Annotated in this window: 21 protein-coding genes; 10 read left to right on the top strand and 11 right to left on the bottom strand. The window is 71.2% G+C overall.

What is annotated here, in order from left to right:
- The coding region (locus tag QM638_RS23355) for an HRDC domain-containing protein (protein ID WP_415146141.1) at nt 1–1014 on the bottom strand (1014 nt) is incomplete at its 3' end.
- Nucleotides 1011–1637 (bottom strand): DUF3000 domain-containing protein, encoded by a 627-nt coding sequence (locus QM638_RS23350; protein WP_415146139.1) that lies wholly within the window; start codon nt 1635–1637, stop codon nt 1011–1013. The genes QM638_RS23350 and QM638_RS23355, both read right to left, overlap by 4 nt.
- A 149-nt stretch (nt 1638–1786) precedes the next feature.
- On the opposite strand from QM638_RS23350, the gene hemE reads away from it, so the two are divergent.
- Nucleotides 1787–2824: a uroporphyrinogen decarboxylase gene (hemE, locus tag QM638_RS23345; RefSeq protein ID WP_415146145.1), complete on the top strand. Its 1038-nt coding sequence runs from the start codon at nt 1787–1789 to the stop codon at nt 2822–2824.
- A 311-nt stretch (nt 2825–3135) separates the two neighbouring features.
- Entirely contained in the window at nt 3136–3909 is a 774-nt protein-coding gene (locus tag QM638_RS23340; RefSeq protein ID WP_415146137.1) for a VOC family protein, read from the top strand.
- Here the strand turns inward: QM638_RS23340 and xylB are convergent.
- The 3 genes from xylB to QM638_RS23325 form a co-directional block, all read right to left on the bottom strand.
- Nucleotides 3896–5287, bottom strand: coding sequence for a xylulokinase (gene xylB, locus QM638_RS23335; RefSeq protein ID WP_415146135.1), 1392 nt, complete (start codon nt 5285–5287; stop codon nt 3896–3898). The genes QM638_RS23340 and xylB overlap by 14 nt on opposite strands.
- Nucleotides 5288–5578: 291 nt before the next feature.
- Nucleotides 5579–6451: a DUF1932 domain-containing protein gene (locus QM638_RS23330; RefSeq protein WP_415146133.1), complete on the bottom strand. Its 873-nt coding sequence runs from the start codon at nt 6449–6451 to the stop codon at nt 5579–5581.
- Between the two features lie 150 nt (nt 6452–6601).
- Nucleotides 6602–7504 carry a LysR family transcriptional regulator gene (locus QM638_RS23325; protein ID WP_415146131.1) on the bottom strand — a complete coding sequence of 301 codons (903 nt, stop codon included), beginning with the start codon at nt 7502–7504 and terminating at the stop codon, nt 6602–6604.
- Between the two features lie 346 nt (nt 7505–7850).
- Between QM638_RS23325 and sfnG the strand changes: the two genes are divergently transcribed.
- The 7 genes from sfnG (at nt 7851) to hemQ (ending at nt 15480) form a co-directional block, all read left to right on the top strand.
- Nucleotides 7851–8957: a dimethylsulfone monooxygenase SfnG gene (gene sfnG, locus QM638_RS23320; protein ID WP_415146129.1), complete on the top strand. Its 1107-nt coding sequence runs from the start codon at nt 7851–7853 to the stop codon at nt 8955–8957.
- On the top strand, nt 8954–10174 hold the full coding sequence (locus QM638_RS23315) for an SfnB family sulfur acquisition oxidoreductase (protein WP_415146127.1): 1221 nt from the start codon (nt 8954–8956) through the stop codon (nt 10172–10174). Before sfnG ends, QM638_RS23315 begins: the two co-directional genes overlap by 4 nt.
- Nucleotides 10175–10187: 13 nt before the next feature.
- Nucleotides 10188–11390, top strand: coding sequence for an LLM class flavin-dependent oxidoreductase (locus QM638_RS23310; RefSeq protein ID WP_415146125.1), 1203 nt, complete (start codon nt 10188–10190; stop codon nt 11388–11390).
- Complete coding sequence (locus tag QM638_RS23305) at nt 11387–11944, top strand: flavin reductase family protein (RefSeq protein WP_415146123.1); 558 nt, start codon at nt 11387–11389, stop codon at nt 11942–11944. Before QM638_RS23310 ends, QM638_RS23305 begins: the two co-directional genes overlap by 4 nt.
- Nucleotides 11945–11952: 8 nt before the next feature.
- Nucleotides 11953–13293: an MFS transporter gene (locus QM638_RS23300; RefSeq protein ID WP_415146121.1), complete on the top strand. Its 1341-nt coding sequence runs from the start codon at nt 11953–11955 to the stop codon at nt 13291–13293.
- A gap of 100 nt (nt 13294–13393) precedes the next feature.
- On the top strand, nt 13394–14767 hold the full coding sequence (hemG, locus tag QM638_RS23295) for a protoporphyrinogen oxidase (RefSeq protein WP_415146119.1): 1374 nt from the start codon (nt 13394–13396) through the stop codon (nt 14765–14767).
- Entirely contained in the window at nt 14764–15480 is a 717-nt protein-coding gene (hemQ, locus tag QM638_RS23290; protein WP_415146117.1) for a hydrogen peroxide-dependent heme synthase, read from the top strand. The genes hemG and hemQ overlap by 4 nt, the downstream gene beginning before the upstream one ends.
- Before the next feature lie 82 nt (nt 15481–15562).
- On the opposite strand, the gene QM638_RS23285 is transcribed toward hemQ, so the two are convergent.
- On the bottom strand, nt 15563–15877 hold the full coding sequence (locus QM638_RS23285) for a thiamine-binding protein (protein ID WP_415146116.1): 315 nt from the start codon (nt 15875–15877) through the stop codon (nt 15563–15565).
- Between the two features lie 44 nt (nt 15878–15921).
- Complete coding sequence (gene msrB / locus QM638_RS23280; RefSeq protein ID WP_415146114.1) at nt 15922–16329, bottom strand: peptide-methionine (R)-S-oxide reductase MsrB; 408 nt, start codon at nt 16327–16329, stop codon at nt 15922–15924.
- Nucleotides 16330–16351: 22 nt separating this feature from the next.
- Here msrB and QM638_RS23275 point away from each other — a divergent pair, with 22 nt between their 5' ends.
- A complete protein-coding gene (locus tag QM638_RS23275; RefSeq protein WP_415146112.1) occupies nt 16352–17434 on the top strand; it encodes a DNA polymerase domain-containing protein in 1083 nt (360 codons plus the stop codon).
- 276 nt (nt 17435–17710) lie between these two features.
- Here QM638_RS23275 and QM638_RS23270 read toward each other — a convergent pair whose 3' ends face one another.
- The 4 genes from QM638_RS23270 to QM638_RS23255 form a co-directional block, all read right to left on the bottom strand.
- Complete coding sequence (locus QM638_RS23270; RefSeq protein WP_415146110.1) at nt 17711–18274, bottom strand: hypothetical protein; 564 nt, start codon at nt 18272–18274, stop codon at nt 17711–17713.
- A 19-nt stretch (nt 18275–18293) separates the two neighbouring features.
- On the bottom strand, nt 18294–19379 hold the full coding sequence (locus QM638_RS23265) for an ATP-dependent DNA ligase (protein WP_415146108.1): 1086 nt from the start codon (nt 19377–19379) through the stop codon (nt 18294–18296).
- Between the two features lie 1105 nt (nt 19380–20484).
- The gene (locus tag QM638_RS23260; protein ID WP_415146106.1) at nt 20485–20667 is read right to left on the bottom strand and encodes a hypothetical protein; all 183 of its coding nucleotides are present in this window, start codon (nt 20665–20667) and stop codon (nt 20485–20487) included.
- A 125-nt stretch (nt 20668–20792) separates the two neighbouring features.
- Complete coding sequence (locus QM638_RS23255; protein WP_415146104.1) at nt 20793–22130, bottom strand: MFS transporter; 1338 nt, start codon at nt 22128–22130, stop codon at nt 20793–20795.
- Between the last annotated feature and the right edge of the window lie 38 nt (nt 22131–22168).

Below are 22168 nucleotides of genomic sequence, written 5' to 3'. Positions count from 1 at the left end.
GTCGCCCCGGGGCGCGCGGGCGGGCAGGGACCGCTCGGGCAGGGCGAGCACGTCGGCGATCGCCGTCAGCCAGGCGGCGGCGTATCGGCCGGCTCCGCGACCGTGGAACCCGGGTGTGCCCAGCAGTGCGCCCCGGGTGGTGGGCAGTGCCTGGGCGGCGGCGACGATGGCGGAGTCGGGCAGGATCCGGCCGGGAGTGACGTCATGCTCCTCGGCCAGTCGGTTCCTGGTCTCCCACAGCGCCTTGACCGCGGCGAGCTCGCGACGCCCCTTGACCCGATGCATGCCGGAGGTACGGCGCCAGGCGTCGACGCGCGGGGTCGGCTCGAAGCCACGCAGCGCCTCGAACTCCTCCTCGGCCCACTCCTCCTTGCCCTGCTCGCGCAGCTCGGCGGCGAGCGCGTCCCGCAGCTCGATGAGCACCTCCACGTCGAGTGCGGCGTACTCGAGCCAGGCGCGCGGGAGCGGCCGGGTCGACCAGTCGGCGGCGGAGTGCTCCTTCTTCAGCCGGAAGCCGAGCACCGTCTCCACCAGCGTGGCCAGTCCGACCCGCGGGTAGCCGAGCAGCCGGCCGGCCAGCTCGGTGTCGAAGAGCGCGTCGGGGTGCAGGCCGAGCTCGGCCAGGCAGGGCAGGTCCTGGGTCGCGGCATGCAGGATCCACTCGGTGCCGGCCAGCGCCTCGACCAGCGGAGCGGTGGTGCTGAGCCCGATCGGGTCGATCAACCAGGTCCCGGCACCCTCGCGGCGCAGCTGGATGAGATAGGCGCGGGCGGAGTAGCGGTAGCCCGAGGCGCGCTCGGCGTCCACCGCGACCGGGCCGGTGCCGGCGGCCAGCGCGGCAGTGGCGGCGAGGAGTCCCTCGTCGGTGTCGGTCACCTCACCCAGGCCGTCGCGCAGCTCGAGCAGCGGAGCGAGCTCGTCTCCGGCCGGTTCCGTCGGCCCGGTCGTCTCGGGCGACTCGATCCCAGCCGAGGGCTCGGCCCCGGCGCCGGGGTTGGTGGCCGACTCGATCACGCGCCTCGCTGTCCTCGACGGCTCGGCATCAGCGCGACGCCCTCGGGGACCGGCTCGAGGCCGGCGGCGGTGCACAACAGCTCGCCCCAGGCCTCGACGTGGGAGGCCAGGTCGGCGGAGCTCAGCGGCGTCCAGGAGGCCCGCACCTCGAGCTGGGCGCTGGTCTCCTCGTCCGCCATCGCGCCGAAGCTCTCGGTCGCCACCCGGGTGACGGTGCCGGACGCGGCGCCGAAGGCGGCACCATGCGCCTCGAGCGCCTCGAGCAGCCAGGACCAGCCCACCCGGGTGAGCATCGGGTCGACCGCCACCTCGGCCTCCACCTCGGCGCGGGCGTAGGCGACCAACCGGAACGTGCCGGTGTCCGGGCCGATGGCGCCCCAGGCGTCGTTGCCGGCCGGGTCGTGCAGCAGGATCAGACGGCCGGTGGCGACATCCTCGCCGGAGACCGTGACGTCGGCGGAGAGAGCGGCGGCGTACGGCGCGATCCGCTGTGGCGCCGGCATCTGCTCGACGAACAGCTCGGGACGCAGCCGTGCCGTGTTCATCTGCGCCACGGCGTCCCGGAACACGCGAGGCGTGCTTCGCGCACCCTCATCCGGGCGCGTCTCCTCCCGCACGACCATGCTATAAGCCTAGGTCGCCGTCGTGGGTGCGGATGTGCGCACACGCCGGAAGGGGTGCGACGATCCGAGGTGTGACCGCTCGCGATGCCCTCAACGATCGACCCGGCGATCGACCCGACGATCAATCCGGCGATCGACCCGGCGACCCGCTGGCCGAGAGCGCCTTCCTGCGCGCCGCGCGCGGTCTGCGACCGTCCCATCCGCCGGTGTGGTTCATGCGACAGGCGGGACGTTCGCTGCCGGAGTACCTCGCGGTGCGCGAGGGCATCGGCATGCTGGACTCGTGCCGGCGCGCCGACCTGATCACCGAGATCACCCTGCAGCCGGTACGGCGCTACGGCGTGGACGCGGCGATCTTCTACTCCGACATCGTGCTGCCGCTCAAGGCGGTCGGGGTCGACCTCGACATCAAGCCCGGCGTCGGCCCGGTGGTGGCCTCGCCGGTGCGGACGTTGGCCGACGTGGCGGCGATCCCGGACCTCACCGCCGAGCACGTTCCCTACGTCACCGCGGCGGTGCGCGACCTGGTCGGCGAGCTGGCCGGGATCAACGGCGGCACCCCGTTGATCGGCTTCGCCGGCGCGCCGTTCACGGTGGCGTCGTACCTGGTCGAGGGCGGGCCGTCGAAGGAGCACGCGCTCACCAAGGCGCTGATGTACGCCGCACCCGAGGTGTGGGAGGCGCTGATGCACAAGATCGCGGGCATCTCGGCGGCGTTCCTCGAGGTGCAGGTGGCGGCCGGCGCGAGTGCCGTCCAGCTCTTCGACTCCTGGGCCGGGGCACTCACCCCGGCGGACTACGCCCGGTATGCACAGCCCTACTCCGCCCAGGTGTTGGCGCGGGTCGGTGCGCTCGGGGTGCCGCGGATCCATTTCGGGGTCAACTCCGGCTTCCTGCTGGCGCAGATGGGCGAGGCCGGTGCGGACGTGGTCGGCGTGGACTGGCGTACGCCGCTCGCGCACGCCATCGGCCAGGTCGGTGGACGCGTGGTGCAGGGCAACCTCGACCCCAGCCTGGTCTTCGCCTCCACCGAGATGATGCTGGCCCGGGCGGGGGAGATCCTCGAGGCCGGTCGCGCCGCGGCCGGCCACATCTTCAATCTGGGTCACGGCGTCATCCCGTCCACCGACCCCGATCGGCTCGCCCGGCTGACGGATTTCGTGCAGGGGTATCCGCTGGCCGATTGAGGGATGTCGCCGGTCGACGGTGTGGAGGCCTGGACCGTGGCCTGGAGATGTCCAGGATCGTCCATGGGCGGCAGAAGAGAATCGGCGACCGATATCTAATGTCGTCCGAGTGTCTCCAGCGCTCGGGGCACGAACGGCGCGGTCTCCAGTCCGGCCAGCTCCGGGCGAGGGACCCAATGCGCCTCGACCGTGCTGCCGCCCGGGGCCTCGTTGCGGCCGCACGATGATGTGCCACGGACGTGTCGAGATCCCATCACGGCTGGGGCCGAAAAGTACGCGTCGCGAATGGGGTGTGCGGCACAATCGCCGGCATGCCGCCGGCGTGGATCCATCTCTTTCTCGACACGCCTGTGGAGCGCTGGGCCGAGGCGGTGGAGTTCTGGTCTGCCGTGACTGGCACGCAGGTCTCGCCGGCGCGCGGCGAGGACGGTCAGTTCGTGACGCTGCTTCCGGCCGAGGGCGACCCGTGGCTCAAGCTGCAGGCCGTGCCTGCGGGACCGCGGATCCATCTCGATCTCGACACGTCGGACCGTGCGGCCGCGGTGGCTACCGCGCGCCAGCTCGGGGGCGCCGTCGCCTGGACGTATCACGACGTCGTGGTGATGCGGTCGCCCGGCGGGCTGCTGTTCTGTCACACCCTCCGGGACGCGTCCGCCCGTCCTCACCTGCATCGCGCCGGTGGCGTCGCCGCCGACCAGGTCTGCCTCGACATCCCGGCGCGACTGTGGGACGCGGAGGTGCGGTTCTGGCAGGCGATCACCGGACGCGATCTGGAGTCGAGCAGCCGGCCGGAGTTCGCATTCCTGGGCGATCCGGATCCGGCCGGGCCGATACGCCTGCTGCTGCAACGGCTGGACGATGACGCGCCCGAGGTGAGCGCCCACCTCGACCTGGCCGTCACCGACCGGCGCGGCGAGGTCGGACGGCATCTGCGGCTCGGCGCAGAACGGGTCGCCGAGGAAGGCTCATGGACGGTGCTGCGCGCCCCGTCGGGACACGTGTACTGCCTCACCGACCGGGACCCACGCACCGGCCGGGTCGCCCGGCCCGGAGGCCATCGCGGGAGCGCGGTCACCGCTCGATGAGGTCGCGGACGTCGGCGTAGCGGGCGCGGATCGCCGGCTGGGCGCACTCGACGTACGACGCGGCCTCGCCGAGGTCCCAGGCCGGTGGCTCGGGCGCGCCGCCGGCCACCCAAGCGGCCTGGCGGGCGGCGCCGTCGGCGACGTACTCGCCGGGTGCGGGGACGACGATGGGTCGGCCGAGCACGGCGGGTCCGATCCTGCGCACCGCCTCGGAGCGGGCACCGCCGCCGATGAGCAGCACCCGATCGACCCTCACCCCCTGCTCGACGAGGGCGTCGATCCCGTCGGCCAACCCGCACAGCAGCCCCTCGACGGCGGCCCGGGCGAGGTGTGCCGGGGTGGCGTTGCCGAGAGTCAGCCCGTGCAGGACGCCCTTGGCGTGCGGCCGGTTCGGGGTGCGCTCGCCCTCGAGATAGGGCACCAGCACGAGCCCGTCGGCACCGCCGGGCCCGGCGAGTGCGAGCTCGGCGAGCCGGTCGAGGTCGACCCCGAGCAGCTCCGCGGTCGCGGACAGCACGCGAGCGGCGTTCAGCGTGCACACCAGCGGCAGGTACCGGCCGGTGGCGTCGGCGAACCCGGCCACGATCCCGCTCGGGTCGGCCGTCGGTGCCTCGGCCACCGCGCAGGCCACGCCGGAGGTGCCGATCGAGACCACCACGTCGCCCGGGCCCGCGCCGAGCCCCAGCGCGGCACCGGCATTGTCGCCACAGCCGGGTCCGATCGCGGCCCCGGCCGCTGTCGTCAGCGCGGATTGCGCGGGCGCGACCACCCGGGGCAGCACCACGTCGTCGCGCCCGAAGGCACGGTGCAGCAGATCGAGCCGGTACTCGCCCGACACCGGCGACCAGTAGCCGGTGCCGCTGGCATCGGACCGGTCGGTGACCAGGGCCTCCGGTCCGGGCGCGCCGGCCAGCTTCCAGCTCAGCCAGTCGTGCGGCAGGCAGACCGCCGCCGTACGCGCCGCCGCCTCCGGCTCGTGCTCGACCAGCCAGCGCAGCTTGGTGACGGTGAAGCTGGCCACCGGGACCGACCCGGTCGCCTCGGCCCAGGCCGCCGCGCCGAGCTCGTCGGTCAGCGCGGCCGCCGCATCGGCCGAGCGGGTGTCGTTCCACAGCAGCGCGGGGCGTACGACGTCGCCGGACTCGTCGAGGCAGACCATGCCGTGCTGCTGGGCGCCGACCGCGATCGCGGCGACGTCGTCCAACCCGCCCGCCGCCTCGGCCGCCTGCTGCAGGGCCGCCCACCAATGGTCGGGGTGCACCTCGGTGCCGTCGGGGTGCGGCGCCGATCCCGACCGCACCAGGCGACCGGTCTCGGCATCGCGCACGACGACCTTGCACGACTGGGTCGAGGAGTCGACCCCGGCGACGAGCGTCACCGCAGACCGAGCGAGCGGTTCGTCGCGGGGCGGGTTGCCCCGCCGACGCCCTGCCGGCCGACGGTCCACAGACCGACGGCGAACATGTCCTCTCGGGCGGGCTGGTGGGTGGGCGTCATCATCGCTCCCTACGTCGGGTACCACTACCGCGGATCGTAGTCGGCGGTGAGCTGCCCCGCGGGGCGGACGCCGGCGAGTTCGGCCCGTCCGTCCTGGATTCGGCGCGGCGCCGTGCTCGTGTGAGGGGTCAGGCAGGAGGCGATCTACCCGGGCCTCTGCCCGAGCACCTGGTCAGCCCATCTGCCCCAGGATCCGCCCGGCCCGGGCGCCCAGCGACTCGTCGTCCTCGGCGGCGAGCCCGAGATCGGCGACCTGGTCGAGCCACTCCGCGGCGGCCGCGGACATCCGGTCCGGCAGGCCGAGCTCACGTAGCGTCGCCGCGACCTCGCGCATCTCCGCCGCACGCCGGCGGCCGTGCACCATCATCCGCTCGAGGTTGTACGCCGACCGGACCCGTATGTCGCCGCCACCCTCGGTGGCCTGGAGCGAGTCCAGCACGGCCGCGGCGACGCCGGCCCGCTCGGCCGCCAGCACGCACTCGGCCGTCAGGGCCTCGCGCCCCTTGACCATGACCGAGCGAAGCATCTTGATCATCGACGCGTCGCCCACCTTCTCGCCGGCCACTCCGGAGTTGAGCCCCCACCCGCGCAGCAGTTCGTCGGCGGACTCGGCGTCCGGGCCGGCGAGCAGCAGTTGCGTCCGGCTCACGTCCGGAAGCACCGGCGCCATGATCGCCAGGTCGACGTACCGCCCGCCGGCGACGCCGATCTCCGCGGCCGCCGCCCGTTTCGTCCCGGGGGAGCACGAGTCGCCGTCGAGCCACCACGTCCCGGACCGCAGATGAGCCCGCGCGGCCCGGGCCGCCGGCAGCGCCTGGTCGGCGGTGACGAGGCAGAGGACCGTCGACGCACCGGTGAGTGCGTTCCCGGCGTCGTGGCACAGCCGCACGCCCAGCTCGTCGGCCGCCTCCTGATAGCCCTCCAGCCGCGACTGCAGGTCGTAGGCCACCAACGGCACGCCGCGCCCGGACACGCTCCGGGCGAAGGCCCGGCCGGCCTCGCCGAACCCGTAGAGGACGACCTGGTGGGCGGCTTCCTGCGGCATCGCTACTCCTCCTGATCGACCTCCGCCGACCTGCTCGTGGTGGCCTGCGCCGAGGTGGCGGGCACGACCAGTCTCCCCTGTCCGGTCGAGGCAGGTCGGGGTTCGGTCAACGGGGGGCTCGGTCAACCGGGGCGGCCGGAGCCGGGCCGGTCAGGCCGCGGGGTCGGCCGCCAGCCCGCGCAGGGTGCCGATCAGGTCGCGCACCGCTCGGGTCGGTCGAGCCCGGCGGTGCCGGACCAGCGTCATGGCGACGGTGGTGGTGTCGCCGGCGATGGGACGGGTGGTCACCAGCCCGGAGCGCATCAACGGGTCGTCCTCGACGCTGTAGTCCGGCAGGACGGTCAGCCCGAGACCCTCGGCGACCATCATCTTGCCCATCTCCGCGCCGTCGGTGCTGTGCCACTCGCGGGGCAGATCGGCGCCGAAGAGCCGCTGCGCGAACCGGTGCATCAGATAGCCGGCCCGCATCCCGACGAACGGCGTCGCGCGGAGCTCGTCGGGATGGATCGCCGACTGTTCGGCGAGGCGATGCCCGGCCGGCAGTACGACGACCGGGCGGCCCTGCAGCAGCGGGACCGAGTCCAGGTCCGGCGGAAGATCGTCTCCGCCGAGCAGGTTGACCAGGCCGAGATCGAGCGCTCCCTCGCCGAGCCCGACGTAGATCTCCTCCTGCTGCAGGCTGCGCACCTCGACGCTGGTGCCGGGGCTCTCGGTCTTCATCTGCCGCAGCGCGGGCAGCAGCAGTGTCGCCGTACCCGCGTTGACGGTGCCGATCCGCACCGTCCGATGCGCGGTGGTCTGATCGCCCGCGGCGGCCCGCAGCCGCGCGATGGCCTCGAGCACCTCGACCATGTGCGGCAGCAGGTCCAGGCCCTGGGGACTGATCCGGGCCCCCGATCGCCGCCGGTCGAGGAGGGTGACCCCGAGCTCGCGCTCCAGCTTGGCGACGGCCTCGCTCAGCGCCGGCTGGGAGAGGTGCAGGTGCTCGCTGGCGCGACGCAGCGAGCCGTACTGCGTCACCGCCGCGAGGTATTCCAACTGCTCGATGCGCACGTGCTCCTCCTGGTCGGTCCCGGGCGATCCGGTCTGTCGGGCCGATGCGGGCGGATCAGCCGTCGCCAAAGTCTAGTAGATCACTCCAGATAAAGCCGAGAGGGCGGGCCGGGAGGCATGGTCGGCCCGGCGAACGGGGGTCGGGTCCCGGCGGCGCGGGCCGGCGACGGGGCCCGGTGAAAGGAGTCGGTGAGAGGAACCGCCTATCACCCGGTCGCCGGAAACAGCCGCGCCGAGGCCGCGTCGAGGGTTGGGAATGACTTGAATTACGATAAGTTTGGTCGACATACAGGCCGATGGATCGGCGGAAGACGACCGGCGAACGAACGACAGAGGAGCAACCACGATGAACGCAACGGCAGAGCGCCCGCTCAGGTTCGCCTACTGGGTGCCGAACGTCAGTGGCGGCCTGGTGGTCAGCAACATCGAGCAGCGCACCGACTGGGGCTACGACTACAACAAGGTGCTCGCCCAGCTCGCGGAGAACAACGGCTTCGAGTACGCCCTCTCCCAGGTGCGCTACATCGCCAGCTACGGCGCCGCCTACCAGCACGAGTCGACCAGCTTCTCCCTCGCGCTGGCGCTGGCCACCGAGCGGCTCAAGGTCATCGCCGCGGTCCACCCGGGCCTGTGGCAGCCGGGGGTGCTGGCCAAGTGGCTGGCCACCGCCGACCACCTGACCAACGGCCGGATCGCCACCAACGTGGTCTCGGGCTGGTTCAAGGACGAGTTCACCAAGCTCGGCGAGCCCTGGCTCGAGCACGGTGAGCGCTACCGCCGCTCCGAGGAGTTCATCACCTACCTCAAGGAGATCTGGACCTCCGAGCACGCCGAGATCAACGGCGACTTCTACCGGCTGCACGACTTCGACCTCAAGCCCAAGCCGCTCGATCTGCCGGGTCGGCCCCACCCGGAGGTCTTCATGGGTGGGAACTCGACCGCCGCCCGCGGGATGGGCGGCCGCGTCGCCGACTGGTACTTCGCCAACGGCAACACTCCCGAGGGCTTCGCCGAGCAGGTGCACGACGTGAGCTCCGAGGCGGAGGCACACGGCCGCTCGGTGCGGTTCGGCGTCAACGGCTTCGTCATCGCCCGCGACACCGAGGCCGAGGCCCGCGAGGTGCTGCGCGAGATCATCGCCAAGGCCGACCGGGAGGCGGTCGAGGGCTTCGGCTCGGCGGTCAAGCAGGCCGGCCAGTCCACCGGTGACAAGAAGGGCATGTGGCAGGACTCGGAGTTCGCCGACCTGGTGCAGTACAACGACGGCTTCCGCACCGGCCTGATCGGGACGCCCGAGCAGATCGCCCGGCGGATGCTGGAGTACAAGAAGGTCGGCGCCGACCTGGTGCTGTGCGGGTTCTTGCACTACCACGAGGACGTCGTCTACTTCGGCGAGAAGGTGTTGCCGATCCTGCGCGAGCTGGAGGCGACCGAGGCGGAGCTGGTCGCATGACGGCGCTGCGCACCGACGCCACCGCGGTCCCGGTGCTCACCAGTGAGCAGGCGATCTGGGTCGCCCGTGAGCTGGCCGAGCGATTCGCCCGGGAGGCGGCGGACCGGGACCGATGTCGCCGCCTGCCGCACGACGAGATCTCCCAGCTGGCCGCCTCCGGCCTGCTCGCGCTGACCGTGCCCGCCGAGATCGGCGGACCCGACCTGCCCGCCTCCACCGTGGTCGAGGTCTTCCGGCTGCTCGGCTGGGGCGACCCGAACATCGCCCAGATCCCGCACAGCCACTACGTCTACGTCAACCAGCTGCGCCAGCAGGGCACGCCCGAGCAGCAGGCCCGGATCCTGGGCGAGGTGCTGGCCGGCAAGGCGATCGCCAACGCCCAGTCGGAGTTCGGCACCAAGCACGTGCGGGACTACCGGACGACGCTGCACCCGGCCGGTCCCGGCCGGTGGCTGCTCAGCGGGGAGAAGTTCTACTGCACCGGCTCGCTCTTCGCCGACTACCTGGCGGTGCTCGCACACCGCGGCCCCGACGGGCCGATGGCGGTGGCCTGGGCCCGCGCCGACGCGCCCGGGATCGAGATCATCGACGACTGGGACGCGGTCGGCCAGCGCACCACCGGGAGCGGGACCGTCAAGCTGCACGAGGTGGTCGTCACCGACGACTGGATCACCGAGTTCTCCCCGACCTTCGACGGCCCCACCACCTACGGCGCCTTCGCCCAGTCGATGCACGCCGCCCTGGACGCCGGCCTGGCCCGCCGTACCCTCGACGAGGCGGCGGCGTTCGTCCGCGAGAAGAGCCGTCCCTACCCGGACGCGATCTCCACGTACGGCGTCGAGCGGGCCGCCGACGACCCGCTGATCGTCAAGGCGTTCGGGGACATGGAGCTCGCCCTGCGCGGCGCCGAGGCGCTGGTCGCGGAGGCCGGCCGGGCGATCGACGCGGCCGAGAGGGACCTCACCGACCAGACCGCCGGGGCGGCGAGCCTCGCCGTCGCGGCCGCCCGAGCCGCCACCACCCAGGTCAGCGTCGACCTCGGCTCGCGGCTCTTCGAGGTCGCCGGCACCCGGTCGGCGCTGGCGAAGCTCGACCTCGACCGGCACTGGCGCAACGCCCGCACCCACACGCTGCACGACCCGGCCGCCTGGAAGGTGCAGCACCTCGGCCGCTGGGCAATCGATCAGACCCTGCCCCCGCGGCACGGTCAACTGTGAGGAGCACGAGAACATGAGCAAGCTCAACTTCCATTGGTTCCTGCCGACCAACGGCGGCGACGGTCGCGACGTCGTCGGCGGCGGCCATGGGGTCTCGGCCGGGAACGGCGCGTACGGACGCCCGGCCTCGGTGCCCTACCTCGGCCAGATCGCCCGCAGCGCGGAGCAGCTCGGCTTCGACGCCGCGCTCACCCCGACCGGTGCCTGGTGCGAGGACGCCTGGGTGACCACCGCGATGCTCAGCTCGCTCTCCGAGCGGCTGCGGTTCCTGGTGGCCTTCCGACCCGGGTTGGTCGCGCCGTACCTGGCCGCCCAGATGGCCGGCACCTTCCAGAACCTCTCCGGCGGTCGGTTGCTGCTCAACGTCGTCACCGGCGGGGAGAGCGTCGAGCAGCGGATGTTCGGTGACTTCTTGGACAAGGACGCGCGCTACACCCGCTGTGCCGAGTTCCTGCACATCGTCACCTCGCTGTGGCGGGGCGAGACCGTCACCTATTCCGGCGAGTACCTGTCGGTGGAGAACGCGACGCTCTCCCAGATCCCGGATCCGGTGCCGGACATCTACTTCGGCGGATCCTCGCCGGCCGGGATCGAGGTCGCGGCGAAGTACGCCGACGTCTACCTGACCTGGGGTGAGCCGCCGGAGGCGGTGGCGGAGAAGATCGAGCGGGTCCGCAAGGTGGCCGCCCAGCACGCGATCGACCGGCAGGGCCGCGAGCTGCGCTTCGGCATCCGGTTGCACACCATCGCCCGGGACACCTCGGCGGCGGCGTGGGCGGAGGCCGACCGGCTGGTCTCGCACATCTCCGAGGAGGAGATCGCCCGGATCCAGTCCGGGCTCTCCCGCAGCGAGTCCGAGGGCCAGAAGCGGATGCTGGCGCTCAACGCCGGGTCCAAGGAGAACCTGGAGATCTACCCGAACCTGTGGGCCGGCGTCGGCCTGGTCCGCGGCGGCGCGGGTACGGCGATGGTCGGCTCGTACACCGAGATCGCCGATCTGGTCGAGGCCTACGCCGAGCTCGGCCTCGAGGAGTTCGTCCTCTCCGGCTACCCGCACCTCGAGGAGGCCTACTGGTTCGGCGAGGGCGTGCTGCCCGAGCTGACCCGGCGCGGTCTCTGGCAGCACCCGGCGCCGGTGACCGGGCGGGCGGCCGTGCCGTTCGGCGCGCACTTCGGCACCTCCCACCCCGACCAGCAGAAGGTGGCCGCATCGTGAGCCAGTACTCCAACAATCTGACCGGCAACGTGACCGGCAATGTCACCGGCAACGTGACCGGCCTGACCACCAACCAGGATCTGGACCCGTCCGCACTGCGCCAGGCGTTCGGGGTCTTCCCGACCGGCGTGGTGGCGGTCGCCGCCGACGTCGACGGGCGCCCGGTCGGCCTGGCCGCCAGCTCGTTCACCTCGGTGAGCCTGGACCCGCCGCTGGTCTCGCTCTCGGTCGCCTCGAACTCCAAGACCTGGCCCGACCTGCGGCGCGCCGACCACCTCGGCGTCACCGTCCTGGCCGAGCAGCACGGCGGCGTCTGCCGGCAGCTGGCCGGGCCGGTCGACGAGCGGTTCACCGGCGTCGCGGCCACCACCACCGACGACGGCGCGATCCTGCTCGACGACGGGATCGCCCAGTTCGACTGCACCATCTACCGTGAGGTCGAGGCCGGCGACCACGTGATCGTGCTGCTCCAGCTGCACCGGGTCGAGCACTCGGCGGGACAGCCGCTGGTCTTCCACCGGTCCGGCTTCGGCCGGCTCTCGGCGACCGCCTGAGGCCGATCATGAGCGCTTCGCAGGTCTCACCCGGCCGGGTGGCGTTGGCGGCGGCGGTCGGAGCCACCATCGAGTGGTACGACTTCTTCCTCTACGGCACCGCCGCCGGCCTGGTGTTCGACAAGCTCTACTTCGACGGCCTGTCCGGCTCGGCGGCCACCTTCGCCTCCTTCGGGACCTTCGCCGTCGGCTTCCTGGCCCGGCCGGTGGGCGGGCTGATCTTCGGGCACTTCGGCGACCGGATCGGTCGCAAGGCGATGCTGATCTGGACCCTGGTCATCATGGGGGTCGGCACCGCGCTGGTCGGCGTACTGCCCACCTACGACTCGATCGGCGTGCTCGCGCCGATCCTGCTGGTGGTGCTGCGGATCCTGCAGGGCATCGGCGTCGGTGGCGAGTACGGCGGCGCGGTGCTGCTCGCGGTGGAGTTCGCCCCACCGCAGCGCCGCGGCTTCTTCGGCAGCTTCGCGCACACCGGAGTGCCGGGCGGACTCTTCCTGGCCTCGGCGGTGTTCTCCCTGGCCAGCCTGTTGCCGGACGCCGCGTTCATGTCCTGGGGCTGGCGGGTGTGCTTCCTGCTCAGCATCGTGCTGCTGGCGATCGGGTCGTGGATCCGCCTCTCGGTGATGGAGACGCCGGCGTTCCAGCAGGTCAAGAGCGATCACGAGGTCATCAAGGTGCCGGTCAAGGAGCTGCTGCGCTGCCAGCCCCGCACCCTGCTGCTCGGCATGGGCACCCGGTTCATCGAGGGTTTCACCTACAACCTCTACTCGGTCTATCTGCTCGCCTACGCGGTGAACACGGTCGGGGTGGAGAAGCAGACGGTGCTGGACGCGATCATGGCCGGAGCCGCCCTCGGGGTGGCACTGACGGTCGTGGCCGGAGCCCTCTCGGATCGGCTCGGCCGGAAGCCGGTCTACCGGATCGGTGCGCTGCTCGGGCTCGCGCTGGCGTTCCCGACCGCGGCGATGGTCTCCTCGGGGGTGACCCTGGCGGTGGTGGCGAGCCTGGTGGCCGGTCTGGGGCTGGTCTACGGGACCGTCTACGGGCCGCTGGCCGCGTTCTGGAGCGAGCTGTTCGAGACCCGGTACCGCTACTCGGCGCTGAGCACGCTCTACCAGGTCTCCGGCGTGCTCGCCTCCGGTCTGACCCCGATCATCGCCGCTGCGCTGGTCACCCTCGGCGGTGGCAGCCTGTGGCTGGTCGCCTGCTACAACGTCGTGGTCGCGGTGATCAGCCTGATCTCGATGCAGCTGCTGCCGGAGACCCATGGCCGTCCGTTGGAGGCGGTCGACGAGTCGGTGGCCCCGGTCGCCACCGAGCTCAGGCCCGCCCGGGCGTCCGTCTGACGGGGCCCTCTCGATCTCCCGCGGGGAGCGGACCCGCACCCGGTCGGCTCCCCGCGGGGTCTGCTCGGCATGGCCACGCCGAGGGTGCGAGGATGAACGGGTGCGGATCGTCGTCGTCGGAGCCGGGATCGGCGGTCTGACCGCGGCACGCGACCTGGTCGCCGGTGGCCATGAGGTGACGGTCCTGGAGGCCTCGTCGCGGATCGGCGGCAAGCTGCGGACCGCCGAGGTCGCCGGAGTACGCGTCGATGTCGGCGCCGAGGCGATGCTCGCCCGGCGCCCCGAGGGCGTCGAGCTGGCCCGTTCGCTCGGGCTGCCGGTGGTGCATCCGACCACCGCCACCTCGCGGCTGTGGACCCGGGGTGAGCTGCGAGCGCTGCCGCGCTCGATCATGGGGGTACCGACCGATCTCGACCAGCTCGCCGCCACCGGCGTGCTCTCCGCGCGCGGACTCGCGCGGGCCCGCGCCGAGGCCGAGCTGCCGATCGACGTACTCCGGCGGAACCTGGCGGATTCCGACCTGTCGGTGGGTGAGGTGGTCGACGACCGCTTCGGAGCCGAGGTCACCGACCGGCTGGTCGAGCCGCTGCTCGGCGGCGTCTACGCCGGCCGAGCGCGGGAGATCTCGCTGCGCGCCGCCGTTCCACAGCTGGCGGCGATGGTGGCGCGGGGCCCGGTGACCCCGCAGGCGGCGGCGATCCCGCCGGCGTCGGGGGCGCCGGTCTTCGCCGGGGTGGCCGGCGGGATGGGGCGGCTGACCGAGGCGCTGGCGGTCGGTCTGGAGGTGCGCACCGGGGTGCGGGTTGTCGCGTGCGCCCTGCGACGGACCGGTGACCACCGCTATCGCGTGGCCACCGACGGCGAGGCGTTCGACGCCGACGGGGTCGTGCTCGCGACGCCGGCCCGCACCGCGGGCCGGCTGGCGGTCGGGATGCTGGGCTCGTTCCGCTGTTGCGAGCATCTCGAGTCCCTCGACTACGCCGACGTCGCCGTGATCACCCTCGCCTTCCGGACCGGGGAGCTGCCGCTGGACGGCACCGTCTCCGGCTTCCTGGTGCCACCCGTCGAGGGCAGGTTCATCAAGGCCTCGACCTTCTCCTTCGCCAAGTGGGACTGGGTCCGCGAGGCGGGCGATCCACTGCTGCTGGTGCGCACCAGCGTCGGCCGCGCGGGCGAGGTCGGGGCCCTGGACCACACCGACGCCGAGCTGGTCGAGCGCTCGCTGGCCGACCTGCGGGCCGCGATCGGACCGACCGGCCGCCCGGTCGACAGCCACGTGCAGCGCTGGCTCGGCGCGCTGCCGCAGTATCCGCCGGGTCACCTGCGTGCGATCGAGCGGATCCGCGCCGAGGTGGCGGCACAGCCGGGCATCGCGCTCTGCGGCGCGGCGTACGACGGGGTGGGCATTCCGGCGGTGGTCGCCTCGGCCCACCGTGCGGCGGCCGAGGTGGTCGGTGGGATCATGGGAGCATGAGCGACCCAGCCGACCCGAAGACCAACGCCGCGAGGATCAACGAGCTGAACGCGACCGTCCGCTACACCATGTGGTCGGTCTTCCAGCTCTTCGAACCGCTCGGCGACGCCGACCGCAAGGCGGAGGCGGCCGAGGTCGAGGAGCTGCTCGCCGAACTCGCCGCGGAGGACGTCGTGGTGCGCGGCGTTTATGACGTGGCCGGACTGCGCGCCGACGCCGACGTGATGTTCTGGCTGCACGCCGGCTCCTCGGACGCGCTGCAGAGCGCCTACCACCGGCTGCGTCGGACCGCGTTCGGAGCGCGGCTGCTGCCGGTGTGGTCGCAGATGGCGCTGCACCGGCCGGCCGAGTTCAACCGCAGTCATCTGCCGGCGTTCCTGGCCGAGGAGCGCTCGCGCGCCTACGTCGCGGTCTACCCGTTCATCAGGTCGTACGAGTGGTATCTGCTGGAGGATGCCGAGCGCCGCCGGCTCCTCGCCGAGCACGGCCGGATGGCCCGCGACTACCCGGACGTGCGCGCCAACACGGTGCCGAGCTTCGCCCTCGGCGACTACGAGTGGATGCTCGCCTTCGAGGCCGACGACCTGTCCCGGATCGTCGACCTGATGCGGCACCTGCGCGGCTCGGAGACCCGGCGCCACGTCCGCGAGGAGGTGCCGTTCTACACCGGCGCCCGGGTCGAGGTCGCCGACCTGGTCGACCGCCTCCCCTGAGCCTCGCCGAGTCGGTCCCTAGAACGGCCGAGTCGGTCCTCCGGACGGGCGAATCGGTCCCTAGGACCATCGAGTACGCCGTTCAGTCGGTCCCCGGGTCGTCCAGGTGTGCCTCCAGCCGCTCGATCTTCCCGGTGAGCTCGCCGCTGTCGTGACCGCGTCGGAGGTCGGCCTTGAGCACCAGCCCGACCCGTGGGCTGTGCTCCGCGACGGTGAACACGGCCTTCTTGACCACCGCCATCACCTCGTCCCACTCGCCCTCGACGTTGGTGAACATCGCGTTGGTCTCACAGGGCAGGCCGGAGTCCCTGATGACACGGACGGCCTCGGCGACGGCCTCGGCGACTCCGCCGGTCTCGTCCCCGCCGGTGGGGCTGATGCTGATGGCGACGATCATGCCCCCACGCTATCGAGTCGTGCGGCCGACGCCTCCCCGGCGGCTCACGCCTCCGGGTCGGCGGGCTGCAGGGCGAGGGAGATCGAGTTGATGCAGTAGCGGTCGCCGGTCGGCGTACCGTAGCCGTCGGGGAAGACGTGCCCCAGGTGCGAGCCGCAGTTCGCGCAGCGCACCTCGACCCGCTTCATCCCGTGGGAGCTGTCCTCCAGGTACTCCACGGTGTCGGTGATCGGCTGGTAGAAGCTCGGCCAGCCGCACCCGGAGTGGAACTTGGTGTCGGACTCGAACAGCTTCGCCCCGCAGGCCTTGCAGCTGTACACGCCCGTGGTCTCGGTGTCGGTGTACTCACCGGTGAACGCCCGCTCGGTGCCGGCCTGGCGCAGCACCGCATACTCCTCCGGCGACAGCTCCGCGCGCCATTCGGCGTCGCTCTTCTCCACGTTGTAGGCCATGGTCCAAGGGTACGTTGGCGCCATGGCGAAGACACCGGCAGCCGAGGTCGTCGCGGGCGAGCGCCGCGTGCGGGTGACGAGCCCCGACCGGATCGTCTACGAGGCGACCGAGCGGACGCCGGCGGTGACCAAGCTGATGGTGGCCGAGTACGTCGTCACCGTGGGCGACGCGCTGATGCGTGCGCTGGGGGAGCGGCCGACCGCGCTGGAGCGCTGGCCGAGCGGCTGGCGCGAGGGGATGAGGTTGGCGACCGGCCCCACCGACCGTGAGGGCGACGGCTTCTATCAGAAGCGGGCGCCGAAGGGCGCGCCGGACTATGTGCAGACCGTCGAGGTCGCCTTTCCGAGCGGGCGACGTGCGCAGGAGATCTGTCCCACCGAGATCGCGGTGCCCACCTGGTGCGCGCAGATGGGGACGCTGACGTTCCACCCGTGGCCGGTACGTCGAGCCGATGTCGACCGTCCCGACGAGCTGCGCATCGATCTCGACCCCCAGCCCGGTACGACGTTCGCCGATGTCGTCCGGGTAGCCGGCGTCGCCCGCGAACTGCTGGAGGAGCTCGGCATCCGCGCGTTCGTGAAGACGAGCGGCAACCGCGGCGTGCATGTCTACGTGCGGGTGCGGCCGGCCTGGACCTTCGAGGAGCTTCGGCACGCCGCGATCGGTTTCGGGCGGGCGCTGGAACGGCGCGACCCGGGCGTGACCACCGCCTGGTGGAAGGAGGAGCGGGGCGAGCGGATCTTCGTGGACTTCAACCAGAACAACCGCGATCGGACGATCGCCTCGGCGTACTCGTTGCGACCGCGGCCGGGTGCTCCGGTCTCGACGCCGCTGACCTGGGCCGAGCTCGCCGAGCTGGACGACCCCCGGGAGCTCAACCTGAGCACGGTGCCGAAGCTGCTCGCCGACCGCGGTGACCCATGGGCCGAGATGGACGACGTGGCGCATTCCCTCGACCCGCTGCTCGAGCTGTGGGAGACCCTGCCGGGTGGCGAGCTGAACTTCCCGCCGGACTACCCGAAGATGCCCGGCGAGCCGCCCCGGGTGCAACCGTCGAAGAAGCGCGCCGACCACTGGGACGAGGCCGGCCACCGGATCGAGTGATGTGCCGGCGCTCGGACGAGTGACCGTGTGTCCGCGCCACGCGGATCCCCCGATCGCGCGACGCGGACACACGGCGAGGCGCGCAGATGGGCCCCATGCCTGCAGATCCCCCCGGAACAACAGGACGTCCGAAGCCTAGGCGCCGCCGGGTCACCGTTCGACAACACCCCGGTGACAGAAGGTCAACAGAAGGACCGAAGACCTGCGCGATCGCCGGACGCCGCACTCAGGTCCACCGATAGCCACCGGGATCCACCGGGACCCACCGAGGTCCACTCAGATCAGCGAGATGCCCTCGCCCTCGCCCGACTGCTCGTCGAACGTCTCGTGCTCGAGCAGGTGAAGCACCGGCACGTGCAGATGCCGTCGTGCCTGGGCGGACCAGTCGACGTGGAAGAACTCGGCCACGACATGCGGCCGGGTGAGCACGATGGCCTCGCGACCGTCCACCTCGGCGACCTTGGCGCGCAGCGCCTCCACCGGGGAGTCGACCAGCTGGCCGTGGGCGATGGCGCCGGCCGATCGCAGCGCCCGCAGCGTCGAGTCCAGGTCCGCGGTGGCTCGCTCACTCGACTCGGCGCGCACCGCCTCGAGGTCCACCGAACCGATCGGCTCGGCGCCGAGCATCTCGTTGGAGCTGAGCGAGCCCATCGCGCTCTCGATCTTGGCCGCGGCGTCCTCGACCGGCAGCAGCACGTGGTAGACGACCTGGGTGTCGATCGCCTCGTGCAGCGAGCGGATCCTGCCGGCGTCGTCAGCGGTCAGCGGCTGCTCGACGAGCAGCACGACGTCGTAGGTCTCGGACTCGGGGGTCTCGGACTCGGGGGTCTCCTCGGGCATGGCCCCAGCCTACGATCTCCTAGGAGAGCACGTCGGCGAGGTCGTAGGAGACGGGCTCCTCGAGCTGGTCGTAGCCGCACGAGCTCGGGTCGCGGTCGGGGCGCCACCGCTTGAACTGCGCGGTGTGCCGGAGTCGGCGCCCTTCCATGTGGTCGTAGCCGACCTCGAGCACGCGCTCGGGACGCAGCGGCACGAAGGAGAGATCCTTGCCCTGCGACCACCGGCTCTGGGTGCCCGGGACGCGGTCGGGGTTCGCGGTCAGGAACTCGGCCCAGTGTCCCCAGGGATGTTCGGCGAGGTCGCAGACCAGTGGCTGCAGCTCGGCGATCAGCTCCGCTCGGCGGGCGGCGGTGAAGGAGGCACAGACGCCGATGTGCTGCAGCTGGTCGTCGACGTACAGACCGAGCAGCAGGCTGCCGAGCAACGGCGTCTGCGGCGTCGAGGTCTTGTGCTCGCGGTAGCCGGCCAGCACCACGTCGGCGGTGCGGGCGTGCTTGATCTTGAACATCGCGCGCTTGTCGGGCAGGTACGGCGCGTCCAACGGCTTGGCCACCACGCCGTCCAGCCCAGCCCCCTCGAACCTGGTGAACCACTGCATGGCGGTGTCCGGGTCGGTGGTCGTCTTGGTCACGTGCACCGGACGCCGTATGCCGGCCAGGGACTCGACCAGCATGGCTCGCCGCTCCGCGAACGGCCGGTCGAGCAGGCTCGCGTCACCGAGGGCCAGCAGGTCGAAGGCGACGTAGGAGGCGGGCGTCTCCACGCTGAGCCGCTCGATCCGGGAGGCGGCCGGATGGATCCGCTCCTGGAGCACCTCGAATTCGAGCCGGTGCGGGCCGTCCGGGGGAGCGATCGCCACGAAGATCTCGCCGTCGAGCACGCACCGCTGCGGCAGCTGGTCGCGCAGCGCGGCGACGACCTCCGGAAAGTACCTGGTCAGCGGCTTGGTGTTGCGTGAGGCGAGCTCGATCTCGTCGCCGTCCTTGAAGACCAGGCAGCGGAAGCCGTCGAACTTGGGCTCGAAACTGAAGCTGCCGTCGGTGGGGATCTTGCGCACGGACTTGGCCAGCATCGGCAGGATCGGCGGCATCACAGGAAGGTCCACGCTCAGGACTCTAGTTCCGAGGTGCGACCGTGCGACGAGTAGCGAGGTCGTGCGTGGGGGGTGGTGACGGGTCTGCCACGCACCTCTGCGGTTGCCCAAGTACTGCAACTAACGTGCGAAGAGTCGGGCATGTGCCCCATGAGCTAATGAGACGCATGCGGGGGTCGTTGCTCCTCGGGTTCGACGTTCGGCCTGGGCAAAGCGGGCGGGATAGAGGCCTGCGTTGACCTAACATCCTGGGCATGGCGGTACGTCGAACAGGGGACTGCACTCTGTGCGGCGAACACGCCGACCTCCTGGAAGAAGAGGACGTGTTTCCCATCTGGGCCCGCAATTAGTTGCGGGCTGAGCTCGCCGAGTCGCCGGTCGACGGACAGTGGCCGTCCCGGGTCAAGCTCCTAGCCTGCGCCGATTGCAACCGCGGGCTCGGCATCGAGTTCGAAGATCCTGCTGCACCGATCTTGAAGCCGTTCGCCCGTGGGGAGCGGCAGATCCTTGACCGCGGCCAGATGAACCAAGTCGCGGCGTGGGCATGGCTGAAGGACATCGAGTACATCCTCGGTTGTGCCGACCTATGGGCCCAGCAGGAAGGCCGGACGGCGCTGTCCGAGCGAGGCCGCGCCTACTGGCGAGGCGAGCTCGCGAAGCTGCGCGCCGAGCGCAAGCCTCCGCCGGGTACATCCTCCGGCTGGCCATCTTGGCCGCCGCCTCCGAGGAGCCGCACCAACCCTTCCTGCCTTTGGGCTGGCGTCAGGATCACGCGCGTCTCACCGCCAGCAACGGAATCGGACTGCTCGTCATCGAGTCGATGGTGACCTCTGAGGAGAACGCTGCTCGCTTCATCGAGTGCACCCAAGAGGATATGCGAGCGACCGTCGTCTGGCCGCCCATCGGCAACACTGCGACCGTAGGGACTCGCACGGTGCCACTCAACCACTTCTACCAGTGGCGCGCAGAGTTCAACCCAACCCGCGCACGTCAGTTTGACCGCGCGTCACCCACAACACGCTCACCGGACACGGACCGACCAAGCACGAGGCGCCCCCCACAGACGATCACCGCGACGGGCGCCTCACCCTGCCCCTTGACAGAACCCCTGTACATATCAGAGCGACACGTCGGCCGCCGCCGACTTGAGACAGATCGGCGCCACGGGTCGGTCGCGCTCGCGGAGCTTGATGGCGTTGAGGCGCTCCTTCATGGCTGGCGCTTGTTGCAGCCGGCCAGGATGCTCCGGTTCTCGAAGGCGCGCGGTCCGAGCTCTGCCTTTCCGGTCGATGACGGTCACAGGCCCTCCGGTCGAGTACAGCAGTTCGGTGAGTGGCCCCTTCGTCATGCGGCGCCTCCCGCCCAACCCACTGCTGGGGAACTCGAGACGACCGCAGGCCGGGTGTCGGCGCAAAAGGCGTGCTGCTACCCCACGTCGATCGACGCGAGTTCTTCGATGTCGCGGACCCTCCGGAGCTCGGCCGAGACAAGCACCGGCAAGCTCGCGAGACACATGACGATGGCTGCTACGAGAAGCGCCGCCCTGGCTGAGAAGGCCGCGCCGACAAGCCCGCCCAAGAAGGCGCCCAACGCGGTGCTGATCCCGATTCCCAGTCGAATCGTGGCGGTAATGCGCCCGAAGGACTCCTGCGGGCAGACTGTCTGGCGATAGACGTACTGCGCGACGTCGAAAATGACGAAACGGGCCGCGGACAAAGCGCCGAAGGCCGCCACCAGCCAGGCGCCCTGTTGGCCGTGGGCGAACACCGGGAGAAAAGCGAATGCCGAGAGAAACACGGCGAGCCACATTATCCTGGCGCTGCCCACCCAAGTCATCAACTTGCCCACGAACAAGGCCGCCAACAAGCCGCCAGCTTCACCCACTGCGAACACCACACCGACCACCGCGGTCGAGACTCCCAGATCAGTAAGCATGAAGTAGAGGAGAACGGCATCGAACATGGCGAACGCCCACATCGAGCCGATCGTGGTCACCGCAGTCTGAGTAAGGGTGCGGTTGGCGAAGACGAGCCGGACCCCTCCCTTGGCCTGCGCCCACACCCCCTGGGCGTCGTCCACCTTGGTCCGTTCCCCGCCGGCGCGATCACCTTCCGCCGGCGTCAGCCGCCAGATGGTCGCGGCACTCACCAGGCATGAGACCACGTCCAGCAACACTGTGGTCGCGGCACCAAAGAGCGATACCAGCGAGGCTCCCAACGGCGGGCCCGATACCCGCGCCACCGCTTCGGTGGCTGCGGTCTTGCTGTTGGCCTCCTTGAGCGCGGCGACAGGCACCAGCCGTGGGATGTAGGCGTGGTACGCCACACCGAACACCAGCGCAACGGCTCCAGTCACGAAGGCCACGACGTACAACTGCGCGAGGCGGAGCACGTCGAGCAGTGCCGCGACCGGGAGCGAGACCAGGGCCGTCGCGGTCAGAAGGTCACACGCGATCATCACCCGGCGTTTGCGGCGGCGGTCGACGAGCACTCCGCCTGGGATCGCCACGAGGATCGCAGCTGTAGCAGCCAAACCACGCATCAGCCCAACGTCTCCCGGGCCAGCCCCCAACTTCTGGATTGCCACGAGCGGCAGCACGAAGACCGTGACGGCCGAGCCGATCTGCGACACCGACTGACCAGCCCACAGGCCCATGAATTGCCGACTCCGCCACAGGGACGCAACTTGTCCGCCTGCTGCCTCTGCGGCAGCAGAAGTCCCCGAGTCGACGACGGCGGCCGCTTTGCCATTCGCTTTCCTCATCGCGGTCCATCACCGTCGATCAGCGTTGCACTTTCTAG

It is taken from the genome of Nocardioides sp., from assembly GCF_047606145.1.
Classification (GTDB): Bacteria; Actinomycetota; Actinomycetes; order Propionibacteriales; family Nocardioidaceae; genus Nocardioides.
Note: the sequence above shows the minus strand (reverse complement) of the source record. Positions and strands in the feature narration are given on the sequence as shown.